The sequence below is a fragment of the Cytophaga hutchinsonii ATCC 33406 genome, from assembly GCF_000014145.1.
In the GTDB taxonomy this organism is placed as follows: Bacteria; Bacteroidota; Bacteroidia; order Cytophagales; family Cytophagaceae; genus Cytophaga; species Cytophaga hutchinsonii.
The window spans coordinates 1,760,934-1,780,836 of the sequence record NC_008255.1 but is presented as its reverse complement, the minus strand read 5'-3'; the positions used below and the strand labels follow the sequence as shown (position 1 = coordinate 1,780,836).

Below are 19,903 nucleotides of genomic sequence, written 5' to 3'. Positions count from 1 at the left end.
TATTAAAATGCTAATGTTAATGAACCTACTACATAGAGTATTCCAACTCCAACAACAACATACCATGGATCAGGTTCTGGTATAACTGGTATTAATTTCAGTTTTGGTTCAGTTTCGGGTACCTTTTCAGGAACCAAAACTGGATCTTTGGGCGGAGTCACTTCAATCCACCATATAGCTCCCAAATTATTATTTATTATATAAACAAAACTACGTTGAGTTTCAATATCTGTAGCAAAAACTGAAACTTGTCCATCCCAAATAGCAGGAGCTCCATTTCTCGTACCTATGCTAAATGCATTTGTGCCATGTTGTATATTTAAAGAGTTGGCATAGAATACTGCATCGCTTACTGCAGAAGGATCTCCTACGGGTTTAATTTCCCATACACCTCCTGCTATACCATTCCAATAATAAATATCAGGACGAGTCTTATTTTGTATATTACGATTTGCTGTCCATAGAGGTTCTGGATATCTTTTTCTGAACTCATCTGTAAATGCTCTATGAGCAATTGTTCCATCTATTGCACCTGCTTGTTGAGGTTTTGATTGAGCTGATAATTGCTGTTGACATGGATCTGCTTGTTTTAAAGGTTCAAAACCTAAAGATTTAACTGGGTCTGAAACTATAAGATTAGCGCCTACAGGAATATTTGTATCTGGGTAACCATTCCACTTTTGAAGATCTTTTACATCAACTCCATATTGTTTAGCCAGGGCACTATATGTATCTCCAGACTGTACTTTATGAGTTTGAGGTTGTTCTCCTTCTAATCCAGTTGGATCTCTAAATTTATTTGGATTATTATTAAAACAAGCATAAGAACTTTGCCATGGATAGGTTTTAGGATCTGCATTCCATCTTCTACCTAATCTTGCATCATATTGCCAATATTCAGCTGTATAAATACCTTCGCCTAATTCTACATCCCTTTCTTGTATTCCATATGCAAAGCGATATTCATTGTTGCCGATAATCTGCCTACCAACCATAGCCATTCCAAATGGATAATAATCCGTTACACTATGGATTTGAGACATTGAAGAGTTTCGTCTGTAATCGGAGAGATTTGCCCTAACATTGCCTAAATGATCGCTTAGTTCATACGATTTACGGCCAAAATTCCTTGTTTTTGAAATATTGTTTGCTGGAGGAGTGTAAACCCCTATCCTTGATGAACCATATAAATATTGCTCGGTTAGTGACGGGTCATTGTTGCTTCCTGAGTTATATGCGTAAATCGAAATTATTTTACCACTAGCATCCCGAAGATAATAGGTTGAAGTTGCAGTTCCATCTTTTCTCAGAACTTTTTTAACGATTCTCTGTCCTGCTGCATCGTATTCAAACTCAAGATTCGGTTTTGTACTAGTTGCAGTACGGATTACGCATTTTACCTTTCCTGAAAAAGTCCACTGAATAATATCAATTTCCTCCTGTTTATCTTTAATTAAATTACCCATACCATCGTAACTATAGTTATCTGTATCTTGATCTTCAATATCTGCTTTAGTTAAAGAGGTTATCGGAGCATCATCAACCCAGCGTAATTTGTTAGTGGTATGCATATATCCTTTCGATTTGGTCTCATAATTATAAGTAAGCGTATCAAACTTTGTACCCTGCCCATCATAGCGCGACAACATTTTTATGTTACCATTGGCATCATAAGTATAATCTGTTCTGTATGCATTTCCTACATTCGGAGTGTTTGAGCCTGTGAGTCTATTTAACTGATCGTAGCTGTACTGCTGCTGTAAGATCGGCTGCGCAGTAATAGCAGGTGTCTTGCTGGTCATGCTGGCAATGTTCCCGTTATATAACCCTTTGCTCTTATTATCGGTTGTTGTCGCAATCGGTGTGGCAAGGATAGTAGCAGAGCCTATCGCTGTATAATCCTTTTCATTATACCCAAGCGCGTAACTGAAGGCTTCGGCCTGCATCTGTTTGATCCAGCCCTCTATAGTATAGGCATAGTTCTGTGTCTCTACGTTCAGCTCTCCGGTCTTGGTTCTGGCAAGCGGGCCGTGCGCGTAGTACTGATAGCTTGCTTCTCTGGTGTAGAGTATATCATCGGTGCTGGTTTTTACTTCCGTAATTCTATTGTCTCCATCGTAGGCATACACATGGATCAATTGATCCGGCTGTGCTTTCTGGTAGTAGACCTTCTTTACTTTTCCAGACATCAAGTCGTACTCGTAATCCACGGTTTTGGCCAACACATTGCCGTCGTGGCGGATCAGCTGCAATAAGCTGTTTACGTTGCCATGCACATCGTAGCTGTAGTGGGTTTCCTGCACCGGTCTGTTTTCTTCCTGCTGGTAAGTGGTATACGCTACCCGGTTTCTCAGGTACGTAGGCGTGAAACCGGCCGGCGGCATGTGGTTGTTGTCGTAAGTTGTTTTGCTTACCTGGTGCCTGAACCCTCCTGTTGCAAACGCTTCGTGCACCCCATACAATACCTGGCTTTCGTTCTTTGCCGTCACAACGGCTTTATCGGTTAACAGTTCTCCTACTTCAGTAATCCGGCCGATCTTATCGTACAGCGTGTATGAATACGCGCGTACTGTTCCACCCTGCGTTTTAACTCTGGAATCAGCAAGTAAGGTCTGATCTTCGTAATCTTTAATATTAAATTGCTTGGCGTTCTGGCTCAGTACGAGCCTGCCTAATTCATCATACCAGAATCTACTGTTAAACTGCTCGGCCTGGTCGTTGAGTTTTTGTACGCTGCCATCTCCTCCGATCAGCGTACCCTGCTGCGCATCGCTGCTTAAGGCAAGCTGCGGCGCGGCGGCACCGGCAGTAATTTTTGATTCGCTTTTCCAGTGTGCTCCGCCGTCTACCGTTTTTAAGATAACATTGTCTGCACCGGTAATGTAACCGGTTAAGCGGTCGCTGAACTGTACGGTTTTAAACGCTGCCACCGGTAAGCCTGTGCCTTTGTCGTCATCGGGAGCGGCGTCTGTAAATACTTTTGTATACGTAAAGGTTGTTGCGGTAAGCGGCGTGATTCTATACGCAGCGCCTGCATCGCCTACTGCAAAGCCATACCCGTCTGCATCCAGCCACACGCTTCGTAACGTTGCGGTGTTACCTGTAAGGCCACCATCTATTGCAAAGGTCTGCCCGTTATTGATTGATTTATAAATAGAGGTTCCTGCTGTAATCAGCACCACGGAAGGGGTAACGTTTACGCTGGTAGCCGCTGCCGGCGCTCCGCCTGCTGCTTTCCACACCGGATCGGTTGCACTCTGGTACAGAATGGTGTTGCTGCTACCCAGAATCACGGCTGTATTGCCCTTGGCGCTTACTGCGGTCAGGTCATTGCCTGTTCCGGCATACTCCATTTTCCAGGTGCTTCCTGCATCTGTTGAACGCAGTACGGTGCCCTGCTTGCCAACGGCGATAACGGTATTGGCATTGGCATACGCAAGGGCCGAAAGCGGCTGGATGTTGATTGCTGCTGCCACGTACGACGATGCCGCATTTTCTTTGTACCAGATCTTACCCAGGTCTGCGCCTGCAAGTAAGGGATCTCCGCTGCCTTCTGCGCTGTAGGTAGTCTGCCCGCTCACCGGACTGCCCGCTCCCGCTACCAGTACCTGGCCGGCGGTCTGCGTGGTACTTACCTGTACCGCGCCGTTATAGCCTGTTTCCGGTGTGAGGCTTGCCGAAGATTCCACATACGTAAGCTGGCTGCCTGCTGTAATAAGTTCCAGCCTGCCTTGCGTGCTGCTATAGGACGCATCGCTGAAACCTGCTTTGCTGCTTACTACCGGAACATAGGTAAAGGTTGTGCCCGAAGAAACATACAGCTCTCCGTTCTCGCCCGCTGCATATGCTTTGGCTCCGTCTGCAGTTACCGTGGTAAGTTTCTGTGGTGTAAGGCCCGCTGTACCGGTTACAAATGTACCGGCGGTGATCCTGCGTACCTTTCCGGATTCTACCGCATACCCGTTGCCTGCGCTGCTTAATACCACATCGGTGATAGCCGGATTGAGTGCAACAGAAACGGCGCCGCCGTAGGTTAATATAGTATTTGTGGTGCGCAGATAAAGTGAAGTGCCGTCTGAAAGCAGGCTGTTAACGGCTGCACCTGCGTAATTATTCGGTGTAGGCGTATCCACGCCCCCGGCCGTTGTATACGGGAAGGTTATGGTATGGGCAACCGCATTAACGGTTCCTTCATATACATTGCCTGTGGTGCTTAATGCAATTACGTTACCGCCCTGGATCGTAAAATCCTTTAAGGCAGGCATTGCCGGCGGTACTGTTGTATAGCCCGTCAGCGAAGGGGTTCCCGACACCGCATTGATGGTTCCGAAGTTGCTGCCGTTGAACACGGCATATACACCGTTAAACGGACGTACGCGTTTAAGGCCGCTGAACAGAATGGAGGCACTGCTGCCTGTAAGCGCATAAGCGCCTGATGTATTGTAGGCCATTACAAGGCTGCCTTCTCTGGTGATCTCTGTAATGCTGCTGATACCTGCCACCTGGGTCCAGGTAAGCGGTGTGGCGCTGTAATACACCATACCGTCGCTGGTAAGTGCATAATGCGTATTGTCGTCTATTGGCAGTAATTTACTGATGGTTTTATCTAAACCGGTACGGGTAATGCTCATGCTGCTGCCTGCTGGATTGCCCTTGAAGATGGTACCTTTAGGTCCGGCTGCCAGTACACCTGCAGATCCCAGTGCCACAGTTGTTACAACCGGCGGTTCAATGGTTCTTTCTGTCCAGCTGTCGCCGTTGCTGCTGCTCTGGTAGAGCTTCGTGCCCGCAAGCACCCAGATGTTTCCGTTTGTTTTATTTACCGCAGCATCCAGTACCGTAGAGGCACCTACCGCTGCTTTAAGCGGTGCTTTGATCTGCCAGGTTTTTCCTGCATCCGGGCTGGTATACTGATTGCCGTCTTCGGTAATGATCCAGCCGCTTCCTGCTGCAGAGAAAGATACGTATTTCACTGCCGACTGTGTGGTCAGCGGCAACAGGATCCAGCTTCTGCCTCCGTTATCGGAACGTAAAAATGTTCCTTTTTCTCCTCCTGCATATACTACCGTGGTAGATGGTACGCGGCTGATGGCGGTAATTTTGCCTAAGCCGATATTCTGGCTGGCCTGCCAGGTCTTGCCGGCATCTGCGGTAGTTAACAGCTGCGTTTTCTCTGTTGTATTGGACAGCATCAGTCCGCTGTTGCCCGTCGGGCTATAGGCCACTGCCGATACACTTGCGCCGTTTAAGCTTATGGTGCTGGCGGCTGTCTGCCACAGATCCATACGCTGGTGATCCGGAATATCCTGATGAATCAGCTGGTTCAGTGAATTGTATGCATAAGTCGTGGTATAATCGTGTTCGGTCAGGATCTTACCGCTGGCAGCAACCGTTCCCGTGATCTCGTTCACGGCCTGGTCTGTCTGGCTGGCAGTAAGGACTTTCACACCTGCCGGCGGAATGGTGCGTACCAGGTTTCCGCTCTGGTCGTAATAGTACAAGGTATAGTGTTCTTCCTTATCGTTAAAACGCATCGTTAAATGTTCTTCTGAACCGCCATATACGGCACGTACATACTGGTTGCGGATGCGGCGCTTCTGCTCGGCTACATAAAGCTCAAAGCGGTATTGCGCATACGCATTTGCCGCAAGACGCTTATAGTCGGCGCAGTGGTCTGCGGTATCAATTTCAATTTCAATCGGGTTGGATGAAATACAGATCAGGCTCTTGTAAAGGGTATCGTTGTAAACAATGGTATCGCTCACGGTACGCGGCGTACAGCCTGCCTTGGTGTAGGTTAAGGTATAAATACCGCCTGCGGTAACAACCTGGCTGCGCTGGGCAGGATATGGAAAGCCGTTCCAGTTCAGGCTGAAACCATCCACAGGAATGCTGCTCAGCGTAGACTGCTGTCCGGCACCAATCATACTGCGGCTGGCAATAATGCCGCCCTGGAAACGCTGGTTTTCGGGAAGCAGCGCGGCGATGGTTACGTTTGCCGTCTGGATACATCCGGCGGCATCGCTGATCCGGTAGGAATAGCTGCCGGCTGCCGGTGCCGGATTTATGGCATAGGCTGCAGCACTTGTTGAATAACCGGCACCTCCGGCACCGGCAGGTGTAGCCGTTTCTGTAATGGTATACGGAAGCTGCCCGCCTTTTAAGTCAAACGAAATACCGGAAAGTTTTTCCGGACAATCGGCAGGTGTTGTCTTAACCGATGCTGTGAATGCCGTAACCGGTCCCTGAATGGTTGCCGATACATTTTTTTCACATCCGCGTTTATCGGTTACATGGAAGGTATAGGCTCCCGGTTTTGCATGCTCATAATCTTCTTTATCGGTGGTAAATGTTACTGCCGGGCCATTGGTACCGTTTACCTGTTTGCGGGCAACGGTCCACTTCATGGTATACGGCGCAAGTCCGCCGCTGATCCGGATATCAATAAAGCCGGGATCTGAGCTGCATGCAGTGGTCAGGATACTTTTTGTCTCATCTACTTCAGCTTTAAAGGCCGAACAGTTTCCGCCTTTTATATCGGTTGGGTCGGTAGTTGTACACGGAGCTGTTCCCAGCGCAAGGGTAAAGCTTTGCTGTATGTAACAGCCTTGTGCATTTTTTATCTGAACCGTATGCAGGCCTCCGCAGCCATTTACAAAACTTGTGGCCTGCGCCTTGCTGTCCCAGGTCACAACTGCGCCCGGCGGAATGTTTCCGGTAAGTTCTGCTTTACCGTCGCAGGCTGTATTGCAGCTGGTGGCTGTGGTGCTTACGCTGATGTTCATGCCACAGCCAGGGCCTGTTACCTGTGCGCTTCCCTTACAGCTTCTGGAATCTGTTACGGTAAGTTTATAAATCCCGTCCAGGTTGGATTGCAGAGCCTGTGTCGGGTTTGCCAGGGCATTCCCGCCAACTGTTTCAACAGTCCACAAATAGGTGTATGGTGCTACTCCTCCGCTTACCGTGGGCGCAGCAGCCGAACCTTCCATTTTCACCAGCACCTTAACCGGGTTAGCCGAACACGGATCGTATACAAAGGTATACACCAGAGTGCAGCCTTTGCTGTCTGTAATATCAACAGTATAAGAAACGCCTGGCGTTAAATCGCTGCGGCTGTCTGACTGCTTATTATCAAAACGCCACACCACTTTATAATTCGGTGTACCGTTGCTTACTACAATATTTACTGTACTGCCTGACTGTGTGCTGGTAGCGCTCATAGGTGCCGGTTTTTTCAGACGTACGCCTGTACGGCTGTTACATTCCGGGTTCCAGCCTTTCACTGAAATAATATACAACCCTTCGCCCAGGTTTTCCTGCAGCGTGTTGTATGGACTGGTGATGGCTGTTGCCGGTGCTGTGGATGTCCAGTAATAATTTGCACCGGAAATAGCCGAGCTGGCTGTGATCTTACCGGTTGATGCTGTGCCGCAGCCTGGCTGTGTAATATCCAGACTGATGGCCGGAACGCAGGATACCGGCGGAATATATAACTGTGTGGTGCGGATACATCCTTTGCTGTCCTGCACCTGTACCTGATAGCTTCCACCGGTAAGGGTTGCAGCAGCAATTTGTGTTCCGTTTGACCATTGATAGGTATATGGCCCCACACCGCCTGTTACCTGAGCGGCATAGAGAGAACCTGATTGCTGTGCCACGTTTACGTGAATTTTAGCAGGCTGGCTCACGGATACAGTACCGCTGCCCGTAAGACATTTATTGCCATTTGACAATGTCAGAAAAACATAGGCACGGTAGGTGCCTGCGCGAAGCGACGTTACACTGCTGGCTGTTGAAAGATATGGCGTACCCGACCAGACCAGCGTTGCATTGGCGGGCAGATTTGTAATGGATATCTGTCCGTTGTTACCTCCATAACACGTTGGACTAACGGAAGCGAACTGTGGTGTAAATGTATTTGGACAAGATGTTCCCACAGGAATTGTGATTGTCTGTGTGAAACCACTCCCGTCTGTAACGGTAGCACTCACATAACCGGTGGAATATACCCATGAAGGGATCGGTATGGGGCCGCTGCCGCTGCCCCCGATCGACCAGCTTACGGTGGTACCTGAAGGCGGCGTTCCGCCGCTGCCTGTCTGCAGACTTACGCTGGCTACTTCACCTGTTGATGTATAACTGGTTGGTACAATCTGGTACGTAGTAGATGCTGTTGTTCCTACATATACAGAAACCGTTTGCGAAAGTCCGGTTTTATTATCGTATACCTGTACCAGTACGGTGCCGGATGGCAGGTTGTTTATGGTTGTGCCATTTATCTGTGTGGTTGCGTTGTTTACAATTGTGTAATCCCCGCTTCCGCCTGTAATGGTTAAGGTAATTGTTCCGTCGTTTTTATCGGTATAACCTTCAGGGGTGGATACGGCGGTTACAACAAGTGTATTGCTTGTCTGGCTGGTATTGTCGGTATACACCGGATTAGCTGAACCGCGAACAAAAATCTCGAATATGCACCCTTCTCCTGTTTTTACCTGCAAGGTACTATCCTTTACCGGGCGTGTCACAACATTACCCAATGCAGCACCTGCTGCGTTAAGAACTGTTACGGCAGAAGAACAGCCTGATGTAAACCGTACCTGATTTACGGCAATATATTCCACCTGCAGCTGCGAACAGCAGGTACTTGGTATTCCGGTAACCGGGATACTGAATGTAAGTGTTTTGGAACAGTTTTTTGTATCGCTTACGGTTACGTTGTAGGTACCGTTATTTACATAGGTATGTGTATTGCTGCTTCCGCTGGTGCCATCCGACCAGGTATAGATCAGCGCGCCCTGGCCACCGCTTGCCGTTACGGTAGCGGTTTTGTCGGTTACCGCAACCGTTGCTGTAATAGCCGTTGTGTCTTTGATCACAAATGTTTTTACTGTTGCCGGACAGCCTTCTGCCTGTACCGTTACCGTGTATGTACCGGCCGGAAGTCCCTGGTACGGATTATTCATACCTAACAGCGGACTGCTGTATTCAAGCGGCTGTAAAATGCACGAACAGTTTTTGTTTGCCGGAGATACAAGCGTACCCGTGAACGTATTGGGCCCGGCGCCCATGCAAAGAGATACCTGTCCCTGTAATTTACCCGAACCGTTTACGATTGTCTGGCCTGTTACTTTTATAGCACTGCACGACGAACCTGCACCGGTTACAGTACCGTCCAGCGTTATATGCTGGGTATTTAAGGCTGTACCTGCAGCCAGGCTCAGCGTGCTGCCGGCGTTAAGCCGCGACCACTGACTTACCTGGATTGATCCGGTATTGGTTACAGCTGCATTATTGATAAATTCATTGCCTACCTGAATCTTACAGTTATTGGTAAAGGTACTGCCTCCGTTAATGTGCAGGTTGCCTGTTATTGTTAAGATACCGCTGTTGGTACCGCTTACGTTATTGTTTACATTCCCGCTCACCGTTAAGGTTCCGTAGTTGAAAAATGTACCCGTGCTGGCATTGTTGTTAAAATCACCGCCGGCAATCATGGTTCCGTAGTTTTCTACCCGTCCGTTAAAGCTTACACTGTATGGGAAGGTAACTTTACCGTAGTTTTTAAGCGTACAGTTGGCAGGAAGGTTTAAGCTGGAAAGTGTCAGTTCTCCGTTTACTACTAAGGTAAAGGCTGCGCCGTTGGTGTTGTAATTAATATTCTGCGGAGTTGCCTTACCACAAATCACCAGTGTACCGGCAGTAACATTGATGTTGCCTGTATAGGCTGTCGCCGTAAGGCACACTTGCTGTCCGGAAGATACATTAATAGCAGCCGTATTATCTGTAACCGTCTGTGTACAGCCTGTTGTACAACTGTAGGTACTGGTCTGCACGGCAGAGCAGCCGGCAGGTGTCTGCGTACCGGAACCGCTGGTACCTGTACCCAGAATATTGCCGTTAAGATAAATGGTTGCTGAACCGTCATTTGAACCTGCACACGTAGGATTCTTCGTTACTACAGTAATTGAGCAGCTTCCGACCGGAGGGGTTACCGGAGCGGTAAGCGTGAATGACTGTGTTGCGGCACAGCCTTTTGAATCTTTTACTTCAACGGTATAGTTGCCTGAAAGTGCGTACGATGCGGCACTCTGGGTGCTCTGATTGCCGCTCCATACATAACTGTACGGGGCAGTACCGCCGCTTACAGCAACACTTGCAGAAAGTCCGTTTGGTGTAACAGCAGCGGCGAGTACTGCCGGCGCCTGAATAGTAAACGTTTTTGTTACCGGCGCGCAGCCTTGTGGTGTTACCACAACACTATAGGTGCGGGCTGTGAGATTGCTGACATTGTCGGATGTACCGCTTAATGGCGATTGCCATGCATACGTAGCAGATACCGGTGTACAGCTGCAGTTCTTTGTTGCAGGTGAACTGAATGTACCTGTGTTGGTTGTACCGTTAGGTGCACAGTAATCGATATTACCGGAGAACACAGCTGAGCTGTTTACAATAGCACCATTTGTTACTTTAATGGATGCGCAATTGCTGCTCATCCCCTGTACAATACCATCTATCGTTGTGCTGCCTGTTGTTAAAACAGAACCTGCATATCCCTGGTACAACGATGAACCATTCAATGCCGTTTTGCCTGTAACGGTAATTTTCCCTTTATTAATGAGGGTTTTATTGTTATTGCATTCAACACCTGCTGTGATGGTACACAGGTTATGAAGTGTACCTCCGCTGTTGTTATTGATCGTTCCGCTAACAGCTATTGTTCCGCCATTTAACGTTGTATTGAAATTATTAAAATTAGCCGATACGGTTACGGTACCTTTATTCGTGAAATTTCCGTAAGGCGCGTTAATGTTGAGGTCTCCGGTTATAGTTAAGGTACCGTTGTTCTCCAGTGTTCCGTTAAAGCCTACACCCGGCACCTTTAGGGTACCATAATTTTTCACCGTGCTGCTTCCGAATAAATTCAGACTGCTGAACTGTGCAGTACCCAGAACAACAAGTGTAAAGCTTGGATTGCTGCTGTTCAGATTCATGTAGGCTGGTGTGGCACTGCCTGTGATTACCAGTGTGCCGCCGGTTACCTGGATACCGCCGGTAAAATTGCTGCTGGTTAAGCAAACCTGCTCTCCGGGTCCTACCAATACTTCACCGGTATTGCTGCTGTAGCTTCGTGTACAGTTTGAAGTATAAGCAGCAGGTGCAATGTCTGCTGCCAGACAGCCTTGCGGGGTGCCGGAAGCCTGTCCGTTTACAACGACTTTCGCTGTACCGTTACTCTGTCCGTTGCAGCTCACATCCGTAGTTATGACCTGAACATCACAAACATTCTGAGCATGAAGGAGTGTGAAACTGAATACTAAAAGCAAACTCAGTATAATACGCTGACCCATAAAATATTTTTTAAAAGGAAAATCAATTTTCATGTGCACTAAAATTATTTTCTATTGACTGTAGCCGGTATAACAGTCGTACATCTGACTGGTATTAACGATGGCGTATAAATAAGTATCTTCCTGGATTCAAACTGATTGCCTGTAATGGAAATCATGGATGCATTGAATTCTTTATTACACAGTGTGCCAGTACATGGCACATATGGAACAGGGCCCAGTGAAAGAAACTGTCTGGCACGATCCGGAAACGTATGCGCATTTCCATTAGGCAGTGTCAGTGGTACAGAACTAATTACAGTACCGTAAGACAAATGAATCATAACATTATTTTCAACTTGTGTATTATTGGGCCCAGGCAGGTAATAGGTAATCTTGCCCGACAGTCCGGCTGAACTCTGTGTAGAAACAGACCAGCTGGGGTTCAGTGCTGAAAGGTTTGCAAGAGAAGTTCCTTCTGAAGATATATTCAATATCGACAAAACCACATCGAAATATTTATTAACATTGGCGGTATAGTCATCGCTGGAAGTATTATCAATACCTGCGAATAATGCTACCGGAGTAGTCGTTTCCAGCTGGCCGGAAGCGGATAATATATTCAAAAAGTCTGCTACATTCTTCGCATCATCTGTTAATACACACTTAGGCAGAATATCACAATCCTTCAGGTTTAAGGTAGTAATTACTCCCGTGAGTAAAACATCTGCATATACTGAATTCTTTTTAAAGGTTGCTTTGATGGTAAATGCATTATTGGACGTGTTTGATACCGTAAGACAACATAGAGAAAGAAGATCATCAAATGTATAGGGCTTATCTGCGGGCACTGTTAATGTAACGGTGTATACATCCGTTGATCCGCGCTGAATAATCCCCGTTAATACTTTATTACCGGATCCCAGTGTTGACTTCCAGTAAATAACGGGGTTGGTAATATCAGCATCAAGAATTTTTCTTTTTAATGATTCCCCAAGTACCACACTGCTGTTTGGGCAGGAAACGCTGGTACCTGCAGCAACAATGAGTTTGTTATTATTTTTTAACTGCATCAGCAATGCTTCCAGATCAGATGCCAGCGGGCATAGTCCGCACAGTTCATATTTTAACCGTTCGGCATCCAATGTGGCTGCATCCTGAAGATCAGTGAGGTCGCTGGCACACGGTATAAGAGAAACAATCGGATTTGTATGATTCGGATCATTTTCATCATCGTATGTTACCTCCGGACAGTTTCCTGCCTGCTCGGAAGAATAGGTATTGCTTATCCCAGACGGATAAAAATGCTGCTGCTTGTTTCTGAAATATTTAGCATTTCCGATGAAACAGATCTGATTCGGTGCCAGGTACGAAGGAATCGTAGCCGGATAATTAACAATGTTCCAGGTTGCGCATCGGTTTCTTGCCCAGTTAAACGGCGGACAGAATTTATAGGTAGCATTTATAACCTGCGGACGCACCATATCAAAATACCAGGCATCCGGAGAACGTATATAATCCGCATGACCGATGCAGCCATTGTAATAGCCCTGGTTCACCGATTTGATCATATCCAGTTTCTTTAAAAATTTCTGTTTGGCAGAGATATAAAGCGCTCTGTAGGTAGTCCATTCTTCTTCGGTAACAATAGTTGTTTTATCACATTTGTCTATAACACCGCAAGGCGTTGTTTCCGGCGTACCATTGGGGCAGTGTACCAAACGGTTTGCCACAATGGCCATAGAAACACCTTGATTGTAATAGTTTTCCATGGTATTGTTCATGTATTCTGTATAGAATATCTGTGTACCGGGAGGTAATTTTAAATGTCCGTTAGAGCTACCTTCTTTTTCAAAAACAGTCGGCAGATTTGTGGTTGGATCTATAAATCCCTGAGCACGGGCCTCCGCCAGATTGGTATTTAAAATTTTATATTCAAAATCATTGCTTTTCGCCTGAGCCATACAAGCAACATAATACGGATACTCCGGATGATACGGTAAAAGATTATATGCCCAGTGTGATTTCCATTGATTTATAAAATCGGAAAGATTTAATAAATACCGTACAGGAATCTTATATAAATTCAGATCTGCATCAACGGGCGTTAATTGCTCCAGTGCTTTCGCTGTATTCTGAATTTCCGGAAAAAAACGTTCTGCATTGTTATTGTCATAATCAATAAGCTTCTGCACATATACATAAGCGATGTCGCCATTTGCTTCTTTATATTCAGTAATTTCATATACAGTGTTTCCCCCCAGGGTAACCGGGTTTGACGCGTCTTTTAATATCTGATAGTTTTTTGCACGCGGAATAACATCCCCTGTATTTCTAATTTCAACCGGGTACCTCCAGTATTCCTTTGAATTACCCATTAAAGGCTGCAATACATTCAGGTATGAACCGAGCGGTAAGCGGTTGTTCGGGTTAAAAATAGAAAGCGGAAACAGTTCGGGGTGCAGTTCCGAATTGTCGGGCGAATTTTCATGATTGATGTCAATATTATCCAGTCCTGCAAATACATTAGAACCACCGGAGGTATTCACAGAAAAAGTATTCTGAGGCATGGTGATCGTGTTCTTATGCACTTCCCCGTACTGCCCGTCAGGGCTCATATCAACTTTCATGGCATTCAGTGATGCACGGCAGGCATAGGATGTATCGCAAATAGATGCACACAAACCATTAATATCATCCAGCTGCTCATCTGTCAGGTAATTCAGGTCTTTCAACCGTTTGATTTCAGCCTGACAGGTCTGGCAGGTCATGTTACAATCGGCAGTATTAATAACAGCCTCTTCTGCCTGAAAATCGGCTAATGTTTTAGCACACGGAGATGCTAAATAACTTTGCGTATAAGCCGCTAATTTTTCCTCGTTGATTACAGCCTGCTTGGTAATCTGATACTCTCCTTCATTTAAACCACTCGTAGGTATATCATCGATTGTAACAGTTTTCTTTGCACCGGTATTTCCTGAAGCTGTACTTCTTGTTGTAGAAAAAAGAACTGCTCCGCATTTATCCTTTAAGGTAAGTGTTACATCTACTACGCCATCAATATGCATATAGCTGCCGGCACTTTTACAAGGAATGTCATAAAATCCAAACGTACCGTTATAAGCAAAATCATAATCAATACCTTCTGAAGTAACAATGAATTTTTTATTAAATATTTTTGATAAGCTGTCCGGAGCCATCAGGTTACTCATCGGACTTGTTTTAATAAGGTCTTCGTTGATGCTTCTGGTATTGGCATTTCCCAGACTTTTTACATTATCCGGAGAGCCGCCCGCAAGCGCAGTTGCAATAACTTTTCCATCCAGATCAAGATAAGAAACACTCACTTGCCCGTTGGGGTCAATAACAGCATTCTTTTTATAATGTGCAGCATTACCAACCTGTGTTCCGAAGAGTCTGCATAATTCTGCCTGCAAAGGCGTAGCATACATGTATTTTGTTTCGTGTGTACTGCCTAAAAAATTAGACTCGCCCATTCCGGATTGAGCTGCAATACGCCCGGTGTTATCGGGTGTATAAACCGTTTGTGCATACGGATATTTTTTTGCGTCCGGAATCAGTTCTTTATTTATAATATCAGCCCCTGTATTGCCAGTTGTTCCGAAGCTGTTGGCTGGTGAATAGTAATTGGAAGCACCTGTGGTGGTTGAAAATTTTGCACCGGCAGGATCACAGGTAGCCGGATTAATATTTGTAATATCTTCTTTGTGCATACTGGTTTGTCCGTCTACAACATTGAAATTCGGATAGTAGCCAAGAGAATCTTTTTTAACCGGAACAGGTAAGGTCTGAATAATGGGACGACCGTTAAAATCATACAATGTTTCACCAACAACTGCACGGCCGTCTGTATTGATACGGGTTACAGCCTGGCGGTTGCGCGAAGAACCATCGTGGTAACTCACCACTACCTTATGTTTGCCTTCTTCAGCAAAACTTAACGACGACTGCCAGTTTAGATTATTTTCGAGGCCACTGTATAAATAGGCATTTGAAACCGGATAGGTATGTGTAAGCGTAGGTGATGTAACAGATCCATTATCAAGGTATGTCCAGTTGGATTTCGTCCATACAGGCGTACTGTTAACTACTGCTTTGCCCACCGCACGTACACGGTACAAAATATATCCTGCTTCATACACCAGCGGAATCTGATACAATGTATCGCTTACCACAACGCGGGAACTGTTGTTTCTGAAATAAAAACGCGGGATCTCTATTTCCGCAAATGTTTTGATCTCCCCAATTGCATTGCCCTGATTTGAAATGTAGGTCCATTCCAGTTCATAAGATTCAGCCTGTGGAACAGAGGTCCAGAATACAGGTAAGCTACCGCCTGCAGTTAAGACTGTATTGTGCGCAAGTCCTTGCGGAATATCTGAAAATGTTAACTTATCAAAGCTTTGTGTCACAACAGAAGCACACAGGGTCAGATCGCTGAAATTAGCTGTATTGGAAACCGAAATAACTTCAACCACGATGTTGTGCGCTCCTTTAGCCAGATAGTATGACGCGTCTGTGGCCATGGCTGTAACGTTATCTACATTAACGGTTAGAGAAACGTTATTCTCAACCGTTGTTTCATATACTGTGGCACCTTCTGTTTTATAGGTAATTTTTACAACAACCGTTGCTGATCCTGAAGTTGTCTGTGCACCTACAGGCAGTGAAAGTTTCACCAGCCCATATGAGTCTTCCACCCAGAAGTTTCGTGTATTTAATGGTATAAGTCCTGCCGGTGTATAACGGGAACCCGCTACCGCTACCGAATTACCGGTAACTAATGCCGCATTTTTAAGTTCACCATATTTGGTATCACTCTTTGAAAACGCTGTAACCGAACATAGTAATGCCATGAAAAATATGATTCTTTTCATATAAGCCCTTATCTTAAAATTGTTCATTATATCAATTTTTAATACGTTTTGTAATTATCAAATGCTTCCTGGATCACATACCGCCCGTTAAGTCTGGTAATGTATGTTTCCGTATCCGGAAACGTTGCAGCAGGTGTCCATTTAAAATCAGGTTCCTGATATGCCACCTGGATATACTTCATTTCTGCATTATAATCCGGAGAAAATACGGCATAGATGCTTACCAGATTTTTAGTCTTTTTGGAAAAAACCAGTTCAAGTGATTCGTATCCATAATCCTTAGGAAAAGAAAGTGCATAGGTGAACAGATTATCTTTAGCCGTATAGGCAATCGAATTACTGCTGTCTATGATCGATACAAAGTTACTGACCAGCATGTTTTTTGACTGCAGATTAGAGCTGTCGTCACTGAAGCGGATCGTACGAACTTCATGATTTACCACCAGTAAAAATGTTCCGTCATGGATCACAACCTGTGCATCTCCCATCTTTATATAATCTTTGTCTCTGGATTTATACAGATCAAAATCCATCTTCTCTACACTATCTGCTCTGCTGGCAACTGTTAAGGTGTATTTCAGATGAAAATTTTTATCTGACAACAACAGCTGTTCATATGCTGCACAACGTTGTTTCAATTCTTCTTTTTGTGCCCACGCACCTAAGACGATCGTGAATAAAAAAACAGTAACTAGTATCCGTTTCATTTGCTGTATAAAATATCGGTTCGCGTATGCGCTTAAAATAATGTTTATTTAATTTTATTTGACTGCACTTTACTCTGATTGCTGCGTGTCTCTTTAATTGTCATAACACCACGCTCGGTTTCTTTTTTTACCCGGATCAGAATGCCCTCATCATCGTATTCATAAACGGTAGCAAAATTATTCTCATCGAGTTCTGCCGTTAATTTCTGTGTGGACGGATCGTATACAAACGATTTCATGTTGCTGTTGAAAGGGTGAATACGGATATCATCAAAGAATACGTCTATGCCTTCAACAGTCTGTTCGTTCACCAGTACAATCTGAATATTACGGGCAATGTCAGGGATCTCAAACACACCCTCAATACGCTGCCAGCCGTCAACAACAGGGCCCGTTGGACGGAATAACGGAATATTGGTTATGGCATCATTATTAAAATTAATTTTTATACCTGAATGGTCGTAAGTACCAGGTGAATTACCGGTAAATGTTTCCTTCACCCAGGCCGACACTACATACTTTCCAGCTTTAGGAGAAAAAGAAGTAATACACTCAGAACAACTGATCGGTTCACAATCGGATTTAGAACCGATATATGTATTTGTCAGGTTAGAGGAAACAGGAAGATTAGCAATATCAAAGGTAAATTTCATGCTAACAGTATTGGTATATGTTTTATTTCCCGGAAAAGTCAGAAAGATGCGGATCTTTTCGTAAGCTGCCAGAGAGGCTGTATAAGACAAGCGCACTTTTGTAGATGTAGGCTGAATAGTAGTGTATTCAGAATTATCTGCTGATATATACACAACTGATGGAGCAGTTAAGACTGTCTTAAATACATCATTATCGGTATACACATTTGCAAGTAATGAAGAATGATCAAAATCAACATCACTTCTTGGAAGACTTAATGTAAATAAGATCTGAGTTTGCTCATAGGAGTTACCCGAACGATTCTCCCCTGTTAACTGCATGGAAAATGCATCGTTGTTTTTTATAGTTATGGATGTATCATTCAAAATACCTGCATCGCAGGACGCTGTCAATAATGCGTTCAGTTTCGAATCTGAATTATAGTTTGTGTAATAAGGGTACCCTATACTTAAATCAACGTTATTATTATTGATCAGATTAGCATATTCCCAGTAGGTTCCATTAGTTGGTTTACTTACAACTTTCACAGGTATCTTTACAAAAATAGATTTAAGTGTATACTGACAACCCGTTAATGTTGGTGGTAAATTAACTCCTGTAACAATTAATTTTTTTAAGTCACCTGAATAGGTATAGCTAAGAGATGCCTGCCCGTAATCAGCCTTGAATTGAAGTAAGCTTTTAAAAACAACACCATCTATACTGAACTGTGGCTGTATGCTTCTGTCAAAATCAAAATGATTATTTTTAGGAAAGGAAATTTTATACTGAGGTGTGTCATCTTTGCCCGGATTATACTGCAGTATATAGCTGTATGTTTCACCCGGACTAACTGTTTTTCCATATGGAGAAACATATATCTGAGCCTGTGTATTAGCGATATTCTGATCAAAGGAAACACCTATAGTTTTTGATGACAACAACGCATCGGTATCTTTTCTTCTCAGATTAAAAACAAGCCGGTTTGTTTCACCGCATTGGTTTGCAACAGCAGTGCTTTTTAAACTCAGCGTTAGATTTAAAAAATCATTGGCAGGTATGCCGCTATCAAAATACAAATAGATTTTTTCAATTTGCTTTTTATCAACCGTTGAAAAATCAAACACTCCCGAGCTGTTTTTTGTTTTTGTAAGCAATGTAGTACTGCTGCAATATTTAAATACTACCCTATTTACATATTGGGAAAGACTAGGTGATAATATATTCAACCCTGTAAATTCCGTATTTTTATCATTCAGAATTTCAATATAAGAATTCGTATTCAGGGCATTATTATAAATATTATCCACTGAAAAATTTACATTAAAATCCGGTTGACAGATATTAGAATATACATATGTACTTTGAAACTGAATTCTCGGATACGTATATAAAGCGCTTGCATCAACCAGTGAGGTTAAGGATTTATTATAGGATACCTCGTATCCGGGTTCAGCACATGAACCGGCTACCCTTACAGGAGTAACTTTAATTTTAAAAGTTAAATCTACCGTACCAACCGTTGTTACGGGCTTGATGTATACCCTGAAAAATCTCCGGTTGTAACTTTGATCCCGTGAAAAGCTGTACACGTTAGAGGAAGCCGTAAATGGAACATTTTCATTGGGCAAAGATTCAACATCATAAATTTGTTCAATTTTAACTATTGCCAGATTGGATTCCAAAGAAATATTGTCACTGAGCTGAGGATTTATACTATATGATGTGTAATAAAATTCTACATAGAAAACATCATTGGCATTTACATAATCCGCATCGCTGTATTTATAAAGAAGAATGTCAATATCTGTTGATTGTTTCAACAGTGTAAAAGCATATGTATTGGTGACGGAACTTATATCGGATGGAAAAATTTCCACACCATCCGCATCATAAAAAGACACCTTAGCTACAATTTGCGCATTGACATTTGAACATACTGGTGTTGTGGGTGTATTTATATAGATATTATTTACGGAGAATGTAAATCCGGTTGATTGCGGTGATTTCCCTTCATATAAATTGCTGCAGTCAAAGGAAATTGTCTGACTGGAAAAAGTAGCCGGGCTTATAACTACACTTGTGGTTGTGTTCGCGCCATAGCCTGTATTCCATGTCATGCTTGCCGGAAGTACAATATTGACACGGGCTTTTACAGGTATCTTGGAACCGAATCCGTTAGGAACAACACTGATAGCCATAGGCAGATTAACATAATTGTCATAGTTATATTGTGTAGTTGGATTATTGATCCGGATATAATTATCACCACAAATTCCTTGTACCGAAATTATAAAACTAAATAAAATAAAAACTAAATAACGTTTCATATAAATAT

At 44.2% G+C, this 19,903-nt stretch carries 4 protein-coding genes; all 4 read right to left on the bottom strand.

What is annotated here, in order from left to right:
• Positions 1–2: 2 nt before the first annotated feature.
• The 4 genes from CHU_RS07435 to CHU_RS07420 are packed head-to-tail and all read right to left on the bottom strand — an operon-like array spanning position 3 to position 19,895.
• Complete coding sequence (locus CHU_RS07435) at positions 3–11,381, bottom strand: YCF48-related protein (protein WP_041932266.1); 11,379 nt, start codon at positions 11,379–11,381, stop codon at positions 3–5.
• Between the two features lie 11 nt (positions 11,382–11,392).
• On the bottom strand, positions 11,393–16,204 hold the full coding sequence (locus tag CHU_RS07430; RefSeq protein WP_143144111.1) for a hypothetical protein: 4,812 nt from the start codon (positions 16,202–16,204) through the stop codon (positions 11,393–11,395).
• Between the two features lie 59 nt (positions 16,205–16,263).
• Entirely contained in the window at positions 16,264–16,932 is a 669-nt protein-coding gene (locus CHU_RS07425) for a hypothetical protein (protein ID WP_041932264.1), read from the bottom strand.
• Positions 16,933–16,976: 44 nt separating this feature from the next.
• Positions 16,977–19,895: a hypothetical protein gene (locus CHU_RS07420; RefSeq protein ID WP_011584908.1), complete on the bottom strand. Its 2,919-nt coding sequence runs from the start codon at positions 19,893–19,895 to the stop codon at positions 16,977–16,979.
• Between the last annotated feature and the right edge of the window lie 8 nt (positions 19,896–19,903).

Coding starts and splice junctions, on each gene's coding strand:
- CHU_RS07430 (WP_143144111.1), bottom strand. CDS start 16,204: ATGGCATTACTATGTTCGGTTACAGCGTTTTCAAAGAGTGATACCAAA.
- CHU_RS07425 (WP_041932264.1), bottom strand. CDS start 16,932: ATGAAACGGATACTAGTTACTGTTTTTTTATTCACGATCGTCTTAGGT.
- CHU_RS07435 (WP_041932266.1), bottom strand. CDS start 11,381: ATGAAAATTGATTTTCCTTTTAAAAAATATTTTATGGGTCAGCGTATT.
- CHU_RS07420 (WP_011584908.1), bottom strand. CDS start 19,895: ATGAAACGTTATTTAGTTTTTATTTTATTTAGTTTTATAATTTCGGTA.